Source organism: Paenibacillus sp. DCT19 (assembly GCF_003268635.1).
Classification (GTDB): Bacteria; Bacillota; Bacilli; order Paenibacillales; family Paenibacillaceae; genus Paenibacillus.
The window spans coordinates 6,347,855-6,367,042 of record NZ_CP029639.1; the positions used below are offsets into that span (position 1 = coordinate 6,347,855).

Genomic DNA, 19,188 nt, shown 5'->3' on the forward strand with positions numbered 1-19,188 from the left:
TGCTTAATATTTCGATGATATTCAGCAAATAAATCAAATTTATAGTAGTCGTATAGACGTCTAGACATATAAGGGGGAAGGAGAACAGATTGAACAGATTAAGCGCAGGTCTAAAATATGGAACTTTCATCACTCTACTCCTATGGACGCTGTTTCCAATCTATTGGATGCTCGTCATTGCTACGCAAGAATCGTCTGATTTGTTCACAGAAGTATCCATATTTCCGAGATCATTAACCTTGGAACATATCGTTAACATTTTTGTGCAAGACCAATACATGGGGCCGTTAATCAATAGCTTTATCATCACCATCAGCTCGTTGTTCATTGTTCTTGTGTTCGGATTGTCCTCGGCGTATGTGCTTGGGCGTAGAACGTTCAGAAGCCATTACCGAATATTCAAAAGCTCGCTGATGATCTGGATTTTGTTAGTTCGTGTCCTACCACCAATCACATTTGCACTACCGCTATACATCATGATGAACGACGCTGGACTGCTGAACACCAAGATCCCTATTATTGTCGCGCATGTCCTAGTGAATTTGCCGCTCGTCATCTGGTTCATGATGGCATTCTTCTATGGTGTACCGGGTGAAATTGAAGAAAGTGCCCGTATGGATGGTGCATCCGAGTTCATGATTTTTACCAAAGTGATGCTGCCGCTGGTCGTACCGGGCATTGCTGCCGTAACCATCTTATCCTTCATGGCTTCCTGGAACGAATACCTGTACAGCGTCATTTTCATTCAGAGCCCTGACAGCTTCACCATTCCACTGAAACTCGCCACCCTGAACAGTGAGCAAGAGTTAACGGAGTGGGGTAAGGTCGCTTGTGGCGGCCTCGTATCCGTGCTGCCTGTACTACTCACAGCGATCTTTCTACAGAAACATTTAATTAGCGGCTTAACCGCCGGTGCAGTTAAAGAATAGGAGATGAGAGAAAATGAGAAAAAAGATGTCGTATATGCTGAGCCTTTTGTTAACCACAACAGTACTATTTACAGGATGTCAGTCTCAGGGGCAGGCTTCAGGACAAGGTTCTAGTCAGGGTACAGACAAGCTGGTCATCGCCGCCAGAGGTGGTTCTCATGTGGATGCGATGAATGCCGTGAAGGAAAGCTTTGAGAAGGAACACAATGTGAAAGTAGATATTATTGGACTCGAAGCTGCCGATCTGAAGCAAAAAATCTCCCTTGATGCGAAGAACAGTAACGGCGCATATGACTTGATTATGGCGGACGACCCATGGATGCCTCAATTCAGTGAAGCAGGAATTTTCGCTAAGTTATCCGACCTTGGAATCCAGGAAGATTCCGACTTTGAAGAGTCCTCTCTAGCTCTCGGTAAGTCTCCATATGCCACAGGAGATCTATATGCCTTGCCTTTCTCAGGTAATGTGCAGTTGTTCTTCTATAACAAAGAGCTGCTTGAACGTCATAACCATGAAGTTCCAACAAACTGGACAGATGTGCTTGAGACCGCAAAAGCGATCAAAGCGGAAGATGGTACAGCAGGCTATATAATCCGTGGTCAACAAGGTAACCCTATCGTTTCTGACTTCTTGCCTCTGTTCTGGGCATATGGCGGACAGATCTTCGATGATAATTGGAAAGCACAGATTAACTCCGAAGCAGGTCGCAAAGCGTTGGATACGTATGTTGGACTGCTTGCTGTTGGAGAAAACTATGAAAATACCGATATTGTCGGCTCCGTCTCGGAAGGTCGTGCTGCAATGGCACTCGGATGGCCGTCCTGGTTCATCAAAGGCGAAACAGCTAGTGCAGATTACACAGCCATTCCGTCCAAAGCTTCATCTGATGCTGCATCTGTCTCCACAGGTATGATCGGCAACTGGATGATGGGCGTAACTGCCAATTCACACAGCCCGGAGCTTGCTGCTGAGTTCTTAACGTTCATCACCAGCAGTGACACACAGAAGCAAATGGTTGAACACGGCGGCGTGCCTACTCGCAAAAGTGTCTATCAGGACGCAGAGCTTGCTGCAAAATATAAACATTTCCCTGTCATGTTAGAAGCATTACAGAACTCGGTAGCCAGACCAAGAACAGCTAAATGGTCTCAAGTTGAGGAAGCACTTGGTGCTGAATTGTCCGCAGCTATTGCTGGAACGAAGACAGTGGAGCAGGCTCTAACAGATGCCAATAAGGCAATGGATGACATTATGCAATAAAGGTTCATTCATCGGAAAGGAGTGCAATGAACTTGGCAAGTAAACGAGGCTTTCAATGGGCGATGCTGGCACCTGTAACGTTGCTGTTAATCTGCGTGACCGTCTTCCCGTTTATCTATACCGTGACCAACAGCTTCACCGACTATTATTATTTGGCAAGTGATGCGAAGCAGTTCATTGGATTCAGCAACTATGTCAAAATTATTCAGGACGAGCAGTTCCGTCAAGCCGTCTGGAATACGCTCAAATTCATGTTCCTGGCCGTTTCAATTGAAACGGCTCTGGGGCTTGGCATTGCCGTACTTATAGAAAGCATGAGACGCGGGCAGAAAGTGCTGCGGATCACGATGCTTATTCCGTCTTTATTACCGCCGGTTACGGTGGCACTGATCTGGCAAATGATGCTCAGCAATCACAACGGTATCGTCAATCATCTGCTTCACTGGTTCGGTGTGGGGCCATTTAACTTCCTGATGGACATCAACATTGCCTTCAATGCCATCTTGTTCATTGATATTTGGCAATGGACACCGTTTGCCTTCCTCTTGTTATATGCAGGACTACAATCGGTTCCTCGATCACAATTCGAGGCAGCCAAAGTAGACGGAGCAGGTAAGCTGCGTATCTTTTTCCACATTACACTGCCGAACATTATGCCGACGTTGTTCATGGTCATTTTGCTTCGTACCATTGATACGTTCCGGTTATTCGATAAAGTTAACATCCTGACTGGCGGTGGGCCAGCCAATTCAACAACGACCATTACTCAATATATCTACAAGCAGGGCGTGTACAATCTCCAGATCGGATATGGCGCGGCTGCATCGGTGATCATGGTGATGCTGGTTCTGGTATTCTCCGTGTTTTATATCAAACGTTCGATGGAGGAACAGCATGAAGTGGGTTATTGATTTCCTTAACGTTGGCTTCGGTGAAGCAACGATTATTCGGCGGATGGAGGAACACTGCACTTATTGCCTTGTAGTAGACGGTGGCGACGTGAACCCGATGACCAATCCGCGGCGTTGTAGTCTAGAGCAGTATCTTCGAGAATACGAAATCAAGAAGATTGACGTGCTTGTTCTAACACATTTTCACAGGGATCATATTGGCGGTGTACTCCCTATTCTGGGTCATGTCGCTATCGAGGAGGTTATCCTGCATCTACCTCTGCCTGAGCACGTTCAAAATAGCGCATTAAACGATTATTCCACACCCATTCTGGGCTCGTTCACGCTATATGCTGCCATTTTGAATCGCATAGATGAACTGGGCATCAAGAAGACGGAGATCGTTAAACGTCATACAATTGTTGAACAGGATATGGAGTTCCGAATACTCACGCCTAGCCAGCAAAAATGGACGCAGCTCACCGAAGAATTAGATCGACTAGATTTCACCCAACTGGATCAACAGGAAGAGCGATTAACCACCATTGACCGAATGCTCAATCACGCATCATTAGCTATACTCATTAAAAACAAAGGTAATTCTGTAGCACTGCTCACCTCGGATGTAGGACTAGATTATTGGGAGCCTTATGCCGATGAGATCGGAAAGCTTCATACCCTGCAAGCTCCGCATCATGGCGACGCAAGTCACCTGTCCGAAGAAAACCTTCGGGCGTGGGAACCACGCACCGTCATTATCAGCGCGGATGATCAGGGAACCTATCAGCTCCCTCACGCAGAGATGGAGCCGTTGATTCGTGAACATTCCGATGCACAGCTGTATTATACGGAAGCACTGTCCACGATACATCGAATGATTCGAGTAGATGTGACGGAAGGAACGGTAGAGCTTATTCAGTAAAGGTGAATTAAAATTATAGGAGATGAGGTTTGATTCATTGAGTGGTTACCAGCACATCAAGCACGAACTGGAAATGATGATCGAGAACAAAGTATGGCATGTGGGAGAAAAACTGCCTTCTGAGTATGAACTGGCTAAACATTTCAGTGTTAGCAGAGAGACCCTTCGTGCAGCAATTAAGCTATTGGAGCAAGAGGGCAAGCTGCTGGTGAGGCACGGTGTAGGTACCTTTGTTATCAAACCGCTCCCGGGTATCCCTAGCCGGCTGGAGTTTCTACAGAGCATTGGTACGATGATTAAACTAGCAGGTTTAACCGAAACGGATACGAAGGAAATGATCGGAGAGGTAACGTGCACGCAGGAATGGGCTGAGGCGTTAAATATTGAGGAAGGCTCCAAGGTAATTAAAGTGGAGCGTGTCCGATATGCAGACGGTGAAGCTGTAACCTACTCTATTAATATCATGCCTAAGGCATTGGTAGGAGATGCTTTTGAAGGTATCGATTTCTCGGGATCATTATTCAAGTTTCTAGAGGACAACTGCAAGATTCATATCGCCAGAGCAGATACCGAGCTGGTGGTTCCCCCGAAGAAGGACAAGTATGTCGGAAGGTTGCAGAATCATATGGAGGAGACTCCTGTGCTTCTCATGAAGCAATTGCATTATGATCAGCAGAATCGAGAAGTACTGTATTCCTTTGATTACTTGAGAAGTGATGTATTCCAATTCTGGATTCGTAGAGAGCGCAAGTGAATGGTCATCGCAGAGGTGCGGTGCCATCTAATATATTCGTGGTCATCCCACTCCCATCATAGCGGAAATGATTGTGCGATAATAACATAGTTATATTTGTATGCCAGCCTCCGTAACCTGTACATGAACAGGATGCGGAGGCTGGCATTGGTTCATTTTCATTTGGCGATCTGGTGATTGGGCAATTTAATGATGTAATAATTTAATTGTTTGTCTCTTCTTCGTTTATTCACCTTCTTTGTTCGCTGTTTGTTAGTTTAGATGATTTATTGCACCTTTATAATTTGGAAATGCTGATTCGTGCCGCCATTGTCTGTCCACTGGATTGCGGCTGCACCATCAGCAAGGGATTGCCCTGAGATGTCGAGCAATTTGCCAATGCTGCGGTTTTTCAATTTGTAATATCCTCCACCAACGCTGACGAGCTGCCACTGCTGACTCGCCCAGCCTCCATCATTCCATTGTTCAATGACAGCACCATCGGCTGTGGAACCATTCTCAACACCAATGAGCTTACCACTGGCACGATTTATGATTTTGACATACCCACCTCCTGCATCCGTAATCTGCCACTGCTGACTTGTGCTGCCTTGATCTGCACGCTGCTCCAGATCTGCACCATTATCAGACGATCCACCGATGACATTCAGTAATTTATTGCTCTTCCGACTGACGAACTGATAGGAAGCATTCGCATCCCACACGTCAGGAGCATTAGTACCTGTAATCGTTCCTGCCGCTGTATCAATCGTAATGTTGCTTGCCCAATTCATCGCTAGACTTGTTGCACTTGGGAAGGATAATGGCAACCACACATATTTGGAATCCTGCACAGGCCCACTCCAAGCACCAGCCCAACGATCACCCATATAGAGATACGAAGTTCCTTGAGAACCTTCCACTGGAAGTACATAGGTCGATTGAGAACCATAGGTGGTACTATCTCCAAAGTTACTCAGCCCGCTCCATGTGCCGGTAATGCTTGTGGCTGTTGCATACTTGGCCTGATTTGGATTCCAGCCGGTTGCCCCCGACGTAATGAGGAAATACACCCCATCTTTCTTGAAAATGGCTGGCGCCTCCCGATATTGCCCAGGCCATAATGTGGTCACTAATGACTCCACACCGAGGAAATCGGGGTGAGCTTGTATATATTCAGATCTGCATTCACACGAGTAGCTGAGATGAGATACGCCGTTCCATTATCGTTATATACGGTCATGTCTCTGGAATCATAACCAAGTGGACGGTAGCTTCCTACATAAGTGTAGTCCCCATCCACTGTGTTTGAGGTGGCTACCGCTACCTTGGCTTCGCCGTAATCGATCCCATTTTCTTTGTGCATCCAGAGCACGTATTTTCCTGTTGCGCTATTGTAAATCACTTTGGGACGCTCAATGTTGGATATGTTCAGCTCTGTTGCCGATTGACTTGTTAACACATCGTTGCGATATTCCCAGTTTTTCAGATCCGAAGAGCGATAGACGGACACGGCCTTAAATGTTCCATTGGGATTGCGGTTTTCTCCAAACCAATAATAGAAGCCATCTGCTTGGATCATCCCGCCGCCATGAGCATGGATCACGCCACCATTGGTATCCTTGAACTGTACCCCATTCGTTATATTGACTGGAGCTGCTGAAGCAGACGATCCCGGAACAAGGAGCGCCCCTAGCGCCTGAAAGGCTAGAATTAGAGTGAGAAGATAACATAAATGACGTGAAAAACGACGACCTTTCTTATTCATTTGATCACTATGTTGATGATGAGCAATATGCATACAGCTACACCTCCAATGATTTTATTGAAGCGCTTACAAAAGAGATTAAGATGCCTCCTCTTCCTGTGCAATTCCTCAATTCAGTATGTCGCAGCTTACTCCAGATATATTGGTTCAGCACTCACCTCCTGTTTCCAATTGTATCCATATTATTCGTTACTGAATAGTGAACAATTCTGCGGAACATGTACGAATGCACATTAAATTTCAAAAAAAGCATGTTAGGAACTGTAAATTGTGCAGAGGTAGCTATAGCAGTAATCGAGATGACATTGCCACTACACTGGATTCGATATTAGCGAGCTGCTCTGTAGCTACACAACAAACGTGGTGCTAATGATCAGACCGATGCGCGCGATTGCACAACATGCTACACAATTCGAATAGACATACGCTACTGCCGCTACACAGCAAAAAGACGCTTCATGCGAAGCGCCCTCTGCAAGCGTATCTTTTTTAGTACAATCTTTTATTTTAACTAAGAATTAAAATGAATCAAAGTTCTTAATCTTCGTCATCAAAGTCTTGATCGAATGATAGCACTTTACCTGTGTTGGCATCGATATCCACATCAGCTTCACCTTGTGCCGTTCTCAACTCGATCTCATAGACATAACGACCATCATCATGATCCAGCTCGACTTTGGTTACTTTACCACCTGTCACTTGTTTTAATGCGATCTCGGAAGCCTGAGCTACCGTTAATTTAACCTGATTCGATGCAGATGTACTGGATGAATTGTTGGTTACAGCACCGTTATAATCATCGTCATCATCGTCGTCATTGACCACTGCAAGAACTTTGCCTGTGTAAGCATCTAAACGAACAACAACGTCATTACTTCCTCGTCTGTCGATCTCTACTTCATAGATAATCTGTCCATTGCGACGTTCCAGATCCACATCGTCCACTTTGCCATTGCCATCGGCTGCTTTTAGAGCTGCCGCTTTGGCTTGTGTCACCGTAAGTAATTTTCCCGTATTGCTCTGGTTCTGGGTTGTTGATTGTGAAGTAGATGTCGGTGTCGTCTGTACCGATTGTCCATTCACACTTCCACTCGCGGCTACCGCTGAGCCTCCCAATAATACGGCTGCTGATAAGCTTCCAATCCATAGTTTAGTTTTGTTCATCATCATTCATCTCCTCGGTTGTGTTGTTCTCGTTCTCGTCTACAGTTATAGAATAACCTGTGCGAATGAGAGTTCAGCGAGAGACACATTAGAATTTGATGAGAAAATGAGGAGAACCCGTTAATCTTCATCCTCGTCCCATGTTACGGAACGGATTGCACCCGAAATTGCATTCACCTGAACGATCGCTTCCCTGCCATCCTCCAGGTCAATTTCAACCAGATAATATGGATTACCGCTATTCGTGCCACGGAGTTCAATATCATCCACTTCCCCTGGCACTCGGGCAAGTGCCTTCTGCTCAGCCTGCTTCTCGCTCAAGAACTGCGGCTTGTTGTTTTCTTGGGCTGGCTCGTTTACCGCAGGAGCATCCAATACTTTCGAAGACTGCTTCTGCCCGTTATAGGGATCAACCGTCCACTGCTCACGGCTGTTGTTTTTCATAATCAATATGGCGTTGTATACCGGGCTACCTTCTTGTTCAACCAGTTCAAGCGACTCTAATTCGCCATCCGTTTGTTTCTGTAATTCGGTCTTGATTTGCTCGCGGCTCCACAACGTTTTCTCTTCGGCTTCCGGGTTAGATTCCAGTCGTTTAATGGAATTCACCGTAGAAGTTACCGCATCAAGCTGTATATCATATAACCCGGTTTCGGTTCGAAGCTGCATGAGATACGTTCCATCCTTCAACGTAGAGTTCACAATCTCTCCCCGGGATATTGAGCCAGCACCGATTGCTCAGCGGCATCTGCCGTCAACATTGTACGTCCCGACTGCCACGGCTTCCACCAACTAACTGCGAATATCAACAACAGCACGAGTGCTGCCAAGCTCCACCATACCGGACGACTGAGCTTTGAAGAGTTGGAACCACGATGTTCCTCCCGTTTCATTTCAGCCTGCTCCCGATGTTCCTCCATGCTCTTCCCTCCTTCAATACGCTCTATTGATCCGAGACGTTATCCTGTCATCAAGTATATAAGAGAAGAATGAGAATTTCATGAGAGTGAGCCCTGCTGTACAGAAGATGGCAAAATAATCGTAGCTGTCGTCCCAACACCCTCTGTGCTGGTCAACTCAATACGTGCACCAACCGCTCCGGCAATATCCTTAGCCAAAGACAAACCAAGACCCGACCCGCTCTCTCCGCTACCACGCGTTCTCGCTGGATCAACGCGGTAGAATCGGTCAAATACTTTGGCTAGATCCGCCTCACTCATACCAATCCCTGTGTCCGCAATCTGTATCCAGCTCTCCTGATGATGCGTCTTAACGCGAACTTCGATCTGTTCCTCACTGTACTTCCTAGCGTTATCTAGCAAAATAAACAGGAGCTGCTTCAGCTTACTCTCATCGCTGATAGCCCATGTCTGCCCTGCATCTTGACAGATCACCTCACGATGGTAGGCTTCACGGAATGCCCTCGTGGAATCCTGCACGAGTCGGTTAATATCCACTCGCTCCAGTTGCACATTCCACTGCTCTGGCTGCTTCGCTAGCAATAACAGCTGCTCCGTCATCTCCCGCATACGGATCGACTCGGATAGTATGGCTTCAACGGCTTCGTCAAACACCTCAGGGCGTTCCTTCCCTCGCCGCTGGAGCAAACTCGCGTAGCTCTCAATAATGGTCAGCGGTGTTTTTAATTCATGAGAGGCATCGGAAACAAAGCGTTCTTGCCGCTCGAAGTTCGATTCCAGCAGATCCATCATGCGATTAAATGTCTGTCCCATCGTGTTCAATTCGTCCTTGGATTTGGCATCCAGTGGAAGACGCTTAAACTGACCACTAGACTGGATGTCTCCCATCGTACGTGTCATCTGCTGGATTGGCCTAGTCATCCGGTTAGCTAGAATCCGGCTGGAGATGATGGCAGGAATGAGCGCAATGACAGTCACAGCAACCAGAACAGTTCGAAGCACAGATAAACCACGCTCCGTCTCGGCAATGCTCTCGGTAACTTGCACATTCACCACTTCACCGTCTGGCCAGATGACAGGTAGTGATACCCAGACGTAACCGATATCTCCAATTTGGAGGTGCTCGGATCTCTTCTCACTTTCATATGTATAAGAGAGCTTGCTTAGCTGCTCTCCTGATTCTGCCGTTACCGGTGCGGAGCTGGTGCCGTCTTCATTTACGATCCGCAGCATGCCGTCCAGCGGCGCGTAGGCACGTAACAAGTCGTCCGGCGGAATCGATCCGGCAGACTGACGCACTCCTTTTACAATAGACTCCGCTTCTCCTTCAATCCGCTTGATCTCGTTATTAATCGACATTCGCTCAAATACGATATACACGGACAAATTAACAGCGATTAAAAGCACAGCAAACAATACGGAAGAATATCCGTAAATCTTACTTCTCAAGCTCATAACTGTTCCTTCAAGACGTACCCGACGCCCCGAACGGTATGTATTAATGGCGGCGTGAAGCCGTTATCTACTTTTTTGCGCACATATCGGATATATACATCTACCACATTGGTATCTCCATAATAATCATATCCCCAGACCGCCTGTACAATCTGCTCCCGACTGAGTACCTGACGCTGATTCTGAAGCAAATATACAAGCAGATCAAACTCACGTGGCGTAAGTTCAATCTGTGTGCCATCCCGGGATACCTCCCGTGTACCTTCATTTAATTTCAGCCCAGCCGCAGTAAGCCAGTCTGAAGTAAGATCAGGGGAGCTCCCAGAAGAATTATGATTCATGTCCGGTGATGTCGATGCAGAGGTCGATGAGACGGTTGATGCCGCCGCACTTAATCGCAGTGCTGCCCGCACACGAGCAAGCAGTTCTTCAATTCGAAATGGTTTGGTGATGTAGTCATTGGCTCCGAGATCTAGACCCGACACTTTATCCTCTACCGAATCTTTAGCGGTAAGCATGAGGATTGGAATTCTCGCATCCTTCGCACGAATACGACGCAGCACTTCAATCCCACTCAGACCAGGCAACATAATATCTAGGAGAATAAGATCCCACTGCCTGTCCGCAACCATTTCGAGTCCCTCTGTTCCACTGCCCGCCTTACCAACCTGGTACCCCTCGTATTGCAATTCCAGTTCAAGCAGGCGCGATATTTTGGGTTCATCCTCAATCACCAACACAGCCTCATTCATGCAGAGCTCCCCTCACTTCCGACATTCCTTTTCCCGTATAATACAACATATCCACGTTCAACTAAAGAATAGTTACACTTAGCACTCCGATGACAGAATAAGCTTCCGATCGCTGTTATCCCCAGATTTTTTTGATTCCCTTCTTCAAAGGGAAAATCCGGTGATAAAGGCGAGCGCTCCGCTTCTTCATGTTATTTCTGTCCTCTCCGTTCCCGTGTAAAAAATGTAGTTGAACTGATTAAACTATATTTATTTTCACTTAGCAATTCGATAACAGAACAACCTTCCGTATCGCTTTATAACGTACTTAACGCATCCTGAACGGAGTCATTCCCCGCAATCAGATCAAAAGCCCTGCGGTACGTCTTTTCTTCCTGCAAGGAAGCCGCAATGACACGAGCTACATCTTCACGCGCAATGCTTCCTGGTTTGAGATCTGTGCCAACGGCAACTTGGCCTGTACCTGATTCGTTCTTCAGACCGCCGGGACGGATAATGGTGTAATTCAGCTCACTTGCAAACAACGCACGATCTGCATAGTGTTTCGCCACGTAATACGGCTTGATCTCATCTGGCCATTTATCACGCTGATCCGCGCCATATGCACTGACCAGAATATATCTGGAGATTCCTTGTTGCTCTGCAGCCTCCATCGTTTTTACCGCGCCATCAAGGTCAATCAATAGTGTTTTGTCTGATCCTGTAGAGCCGCCTGATCCGGCTGTAAACACAATCGCGTTCTGATCCTTCATCGCCTGAGCCAGATCATCAACAGTCCCCTCTAGGTCGCCCATTACGACACTCGCGCCAATCTCCTTCAGCGCATCTGCCTGCTCCGGTTTGCGAATCATCGCCGTGACTTGATGCTTGCCTTCCTGCACCAGCTGTTCCACCAGCAGCTTACCAATCTGTCCATTTGCTCCAATCACTAATACGTTCATAGTGTCACACCCTCCTTTATTCATTTATCAGTCATACGATATATCTCTAATTTAAACGAAAGTCGAAAAATTTAACCTGCCGCATACTAACCCTTATGGTTTCTACTTCATTCCAAGTTAAATAAATTAAATCCAAATGATTCAAATTCACTTTTGCATAGCATATATTTGATGTAAAATCAGTATATAGATGTCATATTTTTCTAAATAATCATTATCCTATATTTTTAAATAAACGGGGTACATAATTATGGTAAAAAGAATTAATCGAAAGTTAATTATGCTTATCATCTTTTCTCTAGTATTGATACTGCAACAAGGATGTTCTTTCATACCAGATGATACGGCATACATTTCTTCGCAGGATTCAGTCAATCAGATTTTAAGTCATACGACGGATAACCACTCTATTATTGAGTTCAACAGGGTTAATCAAGCCGTTGAGCTTTCATTTGAAGAGTACACCTATGGGGAGCTTACGCATCAGGAGGATTTGGGTAGATATAAGATTACGGACAATTCGGACGGTATTCCCCTTACATGGTTATTACCGTGCTTAGCGATGTAGATCGAGGGAATGGTTACTATACGTTCTTGTATTCAAATGGAGGGGTCATATCGAAAAAGACTATATCCCGTCCGTTACCTCAAAGGAAAACCGTTGCCTATAAAGGGCTCGTTAAAGTATTTGACCAGACCCTGTCTGAGAAAGAATATATTATTTCCGCTTCGGCCTATTCAGATGCATCTATTAACATCGGCATTGTTCCTGAACAGATTGCCGATACAACAGCGTATCCCAAAGTTCACTATATCAAAATGAAGGTTCTTCCTTAAGGACTACATACTACCAATTCAAAAAGGACGCTCCCGTAGGAGCGTCCTTTTGCATTTTAAAGATATGCTGATTAGTAAGCCAGAGCGAACAAACCATGAATGTGAGACAGGTAACGGATGTTACTTGCTTCTTTCATCATTGTTGCAGGCAGACCTTTCAGACGAGTTTGGTTGCCACCGATCATGCCGACAGCATCTTTACGTCCAAGGCTTCCCAGTGTACCTGAGAAGATTGGTGAGAAGGATTCCATTGCGCCACCTTTGAACATTACGCCCAAGTTGTGACCAATAGTCTCGCCCATTTGCCAAGCGAGTTGTGCTGTTGGAGGGTATGGACGAGCGCCTTCGCTAGGGAAGACTACTGCGCTGTCACCAGCAACGAACACATCTTTGTGGGATGTGGATTGCAGAACTTCCGTAACTTTAGCACGGCCACGATCCACTTCAATTCCGCTGTTAGCAACAACAGCGTTACCTTGAACGCCGCCAGTCCATACGAGTGTATTCGTAGGGATGGAGCTGCCGTCTTTCAACAGAACTTCGTTTTCTTTCATCTCTGTAATCGCTACGCCAACGATGAAGTTAACGCCACGTTTTTCGAGACTGGATTTCGCACGATCAACCAGCTCTGGCGGGAAACCAGCCAGGATAGAAGGACCTGCTTCAACTGTGTACAGGGAGATATCGTTAAAGTCGATGCCTTTTTCCTTACATACGCCAGGAAGAAGGTCAACGAATTCGCCGACAAGCTCGATACCAGTCAAGCCGCCGCCACCAATAACAAACGTAGCGTCTGCTTTGTTGCCGGATTGTTTGTATGCATCGAGACGTGCTTCAACGTGTGCACGAATACGGTTTGCATCACTAACAGATTTCAGCGTGAAGCTGTACTCTTGCAATCCAGGGATTCCGAAGTAAGCTGTTTCACTACCCAGAGCTACAACAAGTGCATCGTAAGAGTATGTGGAGCCGCTAGTCATCAGAACTTTTTTCTCGTCCGGCTTGATTGTATCCACCGTATCGATTTTCAAGTTAACATTTTTGCCACGCAGCAATTTTTCCAGTGGAAGTGCAACTGCCTTTTCAGCAATGCTTCCCGCTGCAAGACGGTGCAGTTCCGTAATAATTTGGTGCGTAGGGTAACGGTTCACGACTGTAATAGTCGCTTCTTCCGGGGTCAAGTATTGACGCGCAGTCAGCGCAGTCAAAAGACCGCCGTAACCTCCGCCCAAGATCAAAATTTGCTTCGACATATCCATCCTCCGTTCTACTAATCTTAACGTTGCTGTTGTTGACGCTCGTTCAGGACACTCAAGAATGATTGAGCAAAACGAAGCGTTTGTTGTACGTTTGGATCTTTAAGCATTTTGAGCATAGCGAACAAGCCAACCGAAGTTTGCTCCGTTTGCGCACGATCATTTGCTTCAATTGCAGCGGAAGCTACACCTTTAGCTTTGTCTACTACAGGCTTAGCGAACTCACCCATTGCGCTCATTGTGTCGCTGATCAGAACTTTGTCTGTAGCTACGCTTTGTGCAAAGTCATAAGCTTTCGTCATTGCAGTAACCATTTCAGCCAATTTAGGCAGGTTCTCCACCAGAACGGTCAAAGACTCCTGTACCTCAGGCTTCATCAGTTGATCCAGTACATCCAAGGACTGGCGTTGGGAAACGTCGGCACCTTCTGTAACCGGCACCTCTTGTTGAGTAGGCGATTGTGACATAAGAGAAAGTCCTCCTTTACTTTGGGATAGAAGTCCGCGACTTTCATGATGCCTGTCAAGCAGAGCCGAACCACAAATACATCAATACAACTAAATGTACCAAATTTCACACAATAGAATGAGCGAATCCCGTAAGCCGCTCTTACATGATGTATTGTATCTAGGATCTATTGCGTGCAACATGTGTTGACGCACAAAACGACAAGCAGGCCGAAACCGAACTCTATACCCCTATATTACACCTCTTACACAGCAACATGAAAAAGAAATTTTTTACACATGTGAAGATATTGTGAACATTGTAACAAAATCGATTATTTTGTCAAGGTTTACGGCCTCGTTGAAAAGGCCTTTCCTTCAGTCCAAGATCCGCATTTCTACCACATGTGGTATGAAGACGAGATCACATATGGCCATATGTGCGATATGTACGCAGCGAAGGAAACATTCATTTGTTTTTAAAGGAAAAGTTTCCCAAAACCTCGTTTTTTATGCAACGAAATTGGTCACTCCCGTTATTATGCGGCGAGAAAGCCACCCTTATTCCCCATAAGAGCATCTTTATTTAAGTTTGGATTCGGAGTAGTTTGACCTCTTATGAACAAGCATCGTTTAGAATTCCAGCAACCCGGTTAATAAGGACTACACCAGATAACGAAGGAGATGTTCGATATGAGTAATTCAACTAGCGACAAAATCAAAGCAGGCGTGAACAAAGCTAAAGGCGAAGTGAAGGATCAGATCGGTAATGCAACCAACAACAGATCCCTTCAGGCTGAAGGTAAAAAAGATAAAGCCAAAGGTGCTGTTCAGGACAAAATTGCTGATGTGAAAAAACATCACTAGTACATCTGATTCCTGCGATCTAGTATAACTGACTTAATGAGTCATTCCATGGTCTTCACTAGATGGGTAACAGATATAGCATTACTCCCCTGTCCAACAAATAACTAACATCAGGTCAGTCCTGGGACAGAGGTGCAAAAAAGCCGAGGAAGGTGTGTTCGTACTACCCCTTCCCTGGCTTTTTTTGTACCGATTTGCTGAGGAGATACTCAGGTGTTATGGAGATGACTATAACGATTGAATCGTTCCGTAAAAGTAGGATCAATAGCAGAGGGCGTGATATACATGGAGCAGACCGATCCACAAGTACAGACTTTATTTCTACATGATGATGGTGTGATCCCTAACAATCCTACACTTCCTGTGCTTATATACCACGGGGTGTGGGCAGACAGTCCATCTTCAGCAGAACAGAAGATGAACGATCACCACTGGGGAAATAGCTGGGTTAATGGCGTGTTTGATTATCACCATTACCACAGCAATGCGCATGAAGCCTTGGCCGTCATCAGCGGCTCCGTTCAGATCATTCTGGGCGGTGAACATGGTCAAGTCGTTACTTTACAAACGGGTGATGTTGTCGTACTTCCTGCTGGAACAGGGCACAAACGGCTGCATGCCAGCCTCGATTTCCGTATCGCAGGCGCTTATCCCGCTGGGATGAATTATAATACGCGCACCGGTGATCCAAGCGAACGCCCCCAAGCTGTGCGTGAGATTCAGCAAGTTCCTGTACCAGATTCGGATCCGGTCTATGGATCTGATGGACCATTGCTGAAACTATGGGGTAAACGTACAGATGCTAAACAAGACTGAAGAACTCCCGAACTTCCAAACTCCAAATGAACAAATTGGATGAAGCGGCTTCCTTGGGTATCAAACGTTAATTCTCTTTCGACTAGCTGCTGGCAAGTCGTACACTATAAAATCGCATCGCATGAGGCATGCCCTCCATATCGAGTCGCCCCTGTAGAATAAGCTGACGTATGCGGTATTCAATAAAAGTATCCCCGACAGCTTGTTCCAGATGACCCAGCACTTCACCTACAATGCGAGATGATTTAATGAACTCACCAGGCTGCCTGGTTGATGCAACCTCTCTGACCTTCTGCATAATGAACTCATCGATGGCGTCTTCAGAGACGCTTTGGATGTAACCATCCTGCATCAAACGAAGATGCCCAGGCTGTGCAGACAGATGTAGCCACTCTTGCTCCATGAGTCTGCGCTCCTCGGAAGATAACGCTTCATCATGCTCGCAGTGATGCCACATCTTCAGTAAATTCTCGGAATGAATCTCACCTGTACCGCAAACTTCATACTGTACCTCAGGCGTATTAAATAATTTTGGATATAGATCTCTCGTTTCAATAAGATAAATTGGACCTTTCCTGTCACGCAGCAAATGCATGGTATATAAGAGTCCGGTTCGCTCATGACCATTATTGGCATACCAGATCGTAATCCGCGTCTCTTCCTCAATGGAGCTGACCACTTGGTTAATGTGAAGTAACTCATCTAACCCTTGAGCTGCGTACCTTCCATGTTCACTCATGTGAAATCGCTCAAAAAGCCACAGATGTCTGCGCTGCACATTTACTTTGTTCGTTAGATCCCCCAATGGGCCAATCGCATAGTAGTCATTCATCGTGAAAAACCGTCGTTCCGTACGCCCAGGAACGTTGCCCATCGCCACCTTAATACTACCTAACGGTGAGTCTCCAAATGCAATGTGTATTTCACGCGTTTTCTGTGTTTCCAGTGCCTGCTTCTCAGCCTGATCCCGGCTTCGCTGTTTATCCAACTCTTTAAATATCGACTGAACTTTAGCGGCAAAAGCATCTGTACGACCTGTATCTACTTCTTGACTGACTGCCCGATCTGCTCGAAGGTACAACACGCGTAATAACATACGCAGCTCATCCTCATTCATACGATGCAACTCCTGATCAAATTCAAAAGCATTCTCAATCATACGACTTCTCCTTTTGCTCCATCAGAATTGGATGAAGAACGAGTAAAGTGACGTTCCAACTTACGACTCGCCCATAGCGATGCGGCGACAAACAACAATACGCCACCCCAGCGAATAGGATGCTCCAGGAACTGCTCTACGTTAGAACCGATGTAGGTTACACAGAAGATCATAATGGCCTTACCACAGCCAACGGCGAGCAAGAAGGATAGCAATCGCATACGGGCAATACCTGCGGCAACATTGATAATAACAAACGGCCCAACCGGAAATATGCTAAGCAAAAATACATAACTGAACGCATTCCGCCGAATCCATACCATACTGCGTTGGACTCGTGGTTTATTCGCCCATCGTTCTACAAAGGCAGATTTACCGATCTCTCTTACAAGTAGGAACGTAACCGTACAGCCTAATACCATTCCAATCCATGAATATATAAATCCCGCCCATAGTCCATACACTGCGCCATTCACCCCAACAATAAGAAGTGTAGGCAGTGGTGGTACAAATGATTTCATAAAGGTGAGCAGAATTCCTGGTAACGGACCAAGCGAGCGAAACTGCTCTAACCAATAACGTATATTTTCTTCCGTAATATAGGACATAATGTCCAAGGGTACCAAGCTCATCTGCATCCTTCCAATCTATAATAAGTAACAACTGCTGTTCTATTTCATTTCGTACAAAAAGCTCTCACCACACTACTCTCAGTATAACGTACAGATGTACTTCCCACCGTTGTTAATTTGAAGAAATATTCACAGTTCATCGTGGGGTTCACATCACTTATTGGCATCACAAAGAGCACACCCCAACACAAGTTCAGGTGTGCTCTGCATTATCCGTATCTTCAAAGCCCTAATTAGATTGTAATTGAATAACCAACTAATCCAACTGCGCCTCTTGTAGCTGTATCTGAATCAATTCCTCCTGATGTGCTGCATTCCACTCCGGAATTCCAGACTGCATGAATTCATCCGCATCCATAGCCGCCTTTGATTGATTGCATAGATTGCAGGCACATACACAATTGAGCGGTGTCGTATGTCCACCTTTGGCTCGGGGAAGCAGATGGTCAATGGTGTCTCCATACGATCCACAGAAGTGACACGTGTACTGATCACGATTCAGAATATATCGTTTAAAATCCTTGTTGCTAAATAATCTGCGAATGGTATAACGGTTGACCACCACTGCAGCCTTTTCCTTCACCAGCGTGACAGCAAGCTCCATATCAATCTCCTGATGCCAACGGCGTCCCTTGTCTGTTTTGCCACGCATTCGGATGAGTCCCTGTCTGTTGGTTCGGAGGGAAGAAGGATCTTCCGGATCAATAGCGACAGGCTCTGCTGAATTCTGACGGCGCTGACGACGATCTGTACTTAACCCACGATTACGAGTCCCATGCGAGTTTGTCCGATGTGTCGGTATCGTCACACGAGCTGAGTCTTCATTCGAACTCTGCAGCTCCGGATTCGTTACAGTCAGCTGCTGATCAGACTGCTGGTCAGGCTCTGATTTTGTTTGTCCTTTTTCCTGGAGAGCATCAGGTCGTTTCGCTTTTCTCTTCCGTCTTCTCTTCTTACGGTGTCCAGAGGTAGGCTCAGTCAATGATGAGGACTGCTTGTCCGAAATGGATTCACTCACAGGTGAAGCAGAGCTATCATCTCTCGCTTGCACGGATACTGAACGCACAGCAGAATTAGCTGGTACAGTCACAGAGGTAATAACGTCCTTCTCACTATTCGCTCGTTCGGAATGCCTTACATGTGGCATGGAGATGTTACTGACGGCTGCCTGTACACCAGACTTCCGACAGCTTCGGCAGGCTCCTCTTCTGGCGCCAGGGCCGGCGCGTTTCCCGGTTCTGCGCCGAAATTCGGACAACGGACGTTTTTGCCCGCAATACATACATGTCTTCGTCTGCTGCGCTTCATGTTCAGTCATATGTTGCCGGAAAGGGGCCGTGCCCATCTCCATGTCGTCACCTCGGTTCCTTATGAATCCGGTTTCTTTCTATTGTATCACATCTGCTCACGAACACCCTCATGAGCTCCTGATTGATATTC

The 19,188-nt window shown here is 46.1% G+C and carries 19 protein-coding genes and 1 pseudogene; 8 read left to right on the forward strand and 12 right to left on the reverse strand.

Annotated features, from left to right (window positions below; all coding sequences use genetic code 11):
• Positions 1-89: 89 nt before the first annotated feature.
• From DMB88_RS28710 to DMB88_RS28730, 5 genes are read left to right on the forward strand one after another with little or no spacing between them, the layout of a single operon-like run.
• Positions 90-929 carry a carbohydrate ABC transporter permease gene (locus tag DMB88_RS28710; protein WP_128104024.1) on the forward strand — a complete coding sequence of 280 codons (840 nt, stop codon included), beginning with the start codon at positions 90-92 and terminating at the stop codon, positions 927-929.
• A 13-nt stretch (positions 930-942) separates the two neighbouring features.
• The gene (locus DMB88_RS28715) at positions 943-2,190 is read left to right on the forward strand and encodes an extracellular solute-binding protein (RefSeq protein WP_128104025.1); all 1,248 of its coding nucleotides are present in this window, start codon (positions 943-945) and stop codon (positions 2,188-2,190) included.
• A gap of 32 nt (positions 2,191-2,222) precedes the next feature.
• Positions 2,223-3,101, forward strand: a complete 879-nt coding sequence (locus DMB88_RS28720) for a carbohydrate ABC transporter permease (protein ID WP_128104026.1) — start codon at positions 2,223-2,225, stop codon at positions 3,099-3,101.
• Positions 3,085-4,002, forward strand: a complete 918-nt coding sequence (locus tag DMB88_RS28725; protein WP_128104027.1) for a ComEC/Rec2 family competence protein — start codon at positions 3,085-3,087, stop codon at positions 4,000-4,002. The genes DMB88_RS28720 and DMB88_RS28725 overlap by 17 nt, the downstream gene beginning before the upstream one ends.
• A 37-nt stretch (positions 4,003-4,039) precedes the next feature.
• On the forward strand, positions 4,040-4,756 hold the full coding sequence (locus tag DMB88_RS28730) for a GntR family transcriptional regulator (protein WP_128104028.1): 717 nt from the start codon (positions 4,040-4,042) through the stop codon (positions 4,754-4,756).
• Between the two features lie 266 nt (positions 4,757-5,022).
• Here DMB88_RS28730 and DMB88_RS32255 read toward each other — a convergent pair.
• From DMB88_RS32255 to DMB88_RS28765, 7 genes and pseudogenes are all read right to left on the reverse strand, one after another.
• Positions 5,023-6,503: pseudogene (locus DMB88_RS32255) on the reverse strand (RICIN domain-containing protein).
• A gap of 537 nt (positions 6,504-7,040) precedes the next feature.
• Positions 7,041-7,673, reverse strand: a complete 633-nt coding sequence (locus DMB88_RS28740) for a PepSY domain-containing protein (protein WP_128104029.1) — start codon at positions 7,671-7,673, stop codon at positions 7,041-7,043.
• 114 nt (positions 7,674-7,787) lie between these two features.
• Complete coding sequence (locus tag DMB88_RS28745) at positions 7,788-8,369, reverse strand: PepSY domain-containing protein (RefSeq protein WP_128104030.1); 582 nt, start codon at positions 8,367-8,369, stop codon at positions 7,788-7,790.
• Positions 8,366-8,587 (reverse strand): p24 family protein, encoded by a 222-nt coding sequence (locus DMB88_RS28750; protein WP_128104031.1) that lies wholly within the window; start codon positions 8,585-8,587, stop codon positions 8,366-8,368. Before DMB88_RS28750 ends, DMB88_RS28745 begins: the two co-directional genes overlap by 4 nt.
• Positions 8,588-8,665: 78 nt before the next feature.
• Positions 8,666-10,042, reverse strand: coding sequence for a sensor histidine kinase (locus tag DMB88_RS28755; RefSeq protein ID WP_128104032.1), 1,377 nt, complete (start codon positions 10,040-10,042; stop codon positions 8,666-8,668).
• Positions 10,039-10,794: a response regulator transcription factor gene (locus DMB88_RS28760; protein WP_128104033.1), complete on the reverse strand. Its 756-nt coding sequence runs from the start codon at positions 10,792-10,794 to the stop codon at positions 10,039-10,041. The genes DMB88_RS28755 and DMB88_RS28760 overlap by 4 nt, the downstream gene beginning before the upstream one ends.
• A 296-nt stretch (positions 10,795-11,090) precedes the next feature.
• Positions 11,091-11,735 carry an SDR family oxidoreductase gene (locus DMB88_RS28765; protein WP_128104034.1) on the reverse strand — a complete coding sequence of 215 codons (645 nt, stop codon included), beginning with the start codon at positions 11,733-11,735 and terminating at the stop codon, positions 11,091-11,093.
• Positions 11,736-12,275: 540 nt separating this feature from the next.
• Between DMB88_RS28765 and DMB88_RS28770 the strand changes: the two genes are divergently transcribed.
• Positions 12,276-12,572: a hypothetical protein gene (locus DMB88_RS28770; RefSeq protein ID WP_128104035.1), complete on the forward strand. Its 297-nt coding sequence runs from the start codon at positions 12,276-12,278 to the stop codon at positions 12,570-12,572.
• Between the two features lie 71 nt (positions 12,573-12,643).
• On the opposite strand, the gene DMB88_RS28775 is transcribed toward DMB88_RS28770, so the two are convergent.
• The gene (locus DMB88_RS28775) at positions 12,644-13,825 is read right to left on the reverse strand and encodes an NAD(P)/FAD-dependent oxidoreductase (RefSeq protein WP_056703437.1); all 1,182 of its coding nucleotides are present in this window, start codon (positions 13,823-13,825) and stop codon (positions 12,644-12,646) included.
• A 23-nt stretch (positions 13,826-13,848) separates the two neighbouring features.
• A complete protein-coding gene (locus tag DMB88_RS28780; RefSeq protein WP_056703434.1) occupies positions 13,849-14,295 on the reverse strand; it encodes a DUF1641 domain-containing protein in 447 nt (148 codons plus the stop codon).
• Between the two features lie 672 nt (positions 14,296-14,967).
• Between DMB88_RS28780 and DMB88_RS28785 the strand changes: the two genes are divergently transcribed.
• Positions 14,968-15,141 (forward strand): CsbD family protein, encoded by a 174-nt coding sequence (locus DMB88_RS28785; protein WP_064506464.1) that lies wholly within the window; start codon positions 14,968-14,970, stop codon positions 15,139-15,141.
• A 285-nt stretch (positions 15,142-15,426) separates the two neighbouring features.
• On the forward strand, positions 15,427-15,957 hold the full coding sequence (locus tag DMB88_RS28790) for a cupin domain-containing protein (RefSeq protein ID WP_128104655.1): 531 nt from the start codon (positions 15,427-15,429) through the stop codon (positions 15,955-15,957).
• Between the two features lie 82 nt (positions 15,958-16,039).
• On the opposite strand, the gene DMB88_RS28795 is transcribed toward DMB88_RS28790, so the two are convergent.
• The 3 genes from DMB88_RS28795 to DMB88_RS28805 form a co-directional block, all read right to left on the reverse strand.
• Positions 16,040-17,116 carry a DUF1835 domain-containing protein gene (locus tag DMB88_RS28795; RefSeq protein WP_128104036.1) on the reverse strand — a complete coding sequence of 359 codons (1,077 nt, stop codon included), beginning with the start codon at positions 17,114-17,116 and terminating at the stop codon, positions 16,040-16,042.
• Complete coding sequence (locus tag DMB88_RS28800) at positions 17,113-17,748, reverse strand: TVP38/TMEM64 family protein (RefSeq protein WP_128104037.1); 636 nt, start codon at positions 17,746-17,748, stop codon at positions 17,113-17,115. The genes DMB88_RS28795 and DMB88_RS28800 overlap by 4 nt, the downstream gene beginning before the upstream one ends.
• Positions 17,749-18,004: 256 nt before the next feature.
• On the reverse strand, positions 18,005-19,093 hold the full coding sequence (locus tag DMB88_RS28805) for an HNH endonuclease (protein WP_254438387.1): 1,089 nt from the start codon (positions 19,091-19,093) through the stop codon (positions 18,005-18,007).
• Positions 19,094-19,188: the final 95 nt, after the last annotated feature.

Coding starts and splice junctions, on each gene's coding strand:
- DMB88_RS28715 (WP_128104025.1), top strand. CDS start 943: ATGAGAAAAAAGATGTCGTATATGCTGAGCCTTTTGTTAACCACAACA.
- DMB88_RS28725 (WP_128104027.1), top strand. CDS start 3,085: ATGAAGTGGGTTATTGATTTCCTTAACGTTGGCTTCGGTGAAGCAACG.
- DMB88_RS28740 (WP_128104029.1), bottom strand. CDS start 7,673: ATGATGATGAACAAAACTAAACTATGGATTGGAAGCTTATCAGCAGCC.
- DMB88_RS28750 (WP_128104031.1), bottom strand. CDS start 8,587: ATGGAGGAACATCGGGAGCAGGCTGAAATGAAACGGGAGGAACATCGT.
- DMB88_RS28755 (WP_128104032.1), bottom strand. CDS start 10,042: ATGAGCTTGAGAAGTAAGATTTACGGATATTCTTCCGTATTGTTTGCT.
- DMB88_RS28760 (WP_128104033.1), bottom strand. CDS start 10,794: ATGAATGAGGCTGTGTTGGTGATTGAGGATGAACCCAAAATATCGCGC.
- DMB88_RS28765 (WP_128104034.1), bottom strand. CDS start 11,735: ATGAACGTATTAGTGATTGGAGCAAATGGACAGATTGGTAAGCTGCTG.
- DMB88_RS28770 (WP_128104035.1), top strand. CDS start 12,276: ATGGTTATTACCGTGCTTAGCGATGTAGATCGAGGGAATGGTTACTAT.
- DMB88_RS28775 (WP_056703437.1), bottom strand. CDS start 13,825: ATGTCGAAGCAAATTTTGATCTTGGGCGGAGGTTACGGCGGTCTTTTG.
- DMB88_RS28780 (WP_056703434.1), bottom strand. CDS start 14,295: ATGTCACAATCGCCTACTCAACAAGAGGTGCCGGTTACAGAAGGTGCC.
- DMB88_RS28785 (WP_064506464.1), top strand. CDS start 14,968: ATGAGTAATTCAACTAGCGACAAAATCAAAGCAGGCGTGAACAAAGCT.
- DMB88_RS28790 (WP_128104655.1), top strand. CDS start 15,427: ATGGAGCAGACCGATCCACAAGTACAGACTTTATTTCTACATGATGAT.
- DMB88_RS28795 (WP_128104036.1), bottom strand. CDS start 17,116: ATGATTGAGAATGCTTTTGAATTTGATCAGGAGTTGCATCGTATGAAT.
- DMB88_RS28800 (WP_128104037.1), bottom strand. CDS start 17,748: ATGAGCTTGGTACCCTTGGACATTATGTCCTATATTACGGAAGAAAAT.
- DMB88_RS28805 (WP_254438387.1), bottom strand. CDS start 19,093: ATGGGCACGGCCCCTTTCCGGCAACATATGACTGAACATGAAGCGCAG.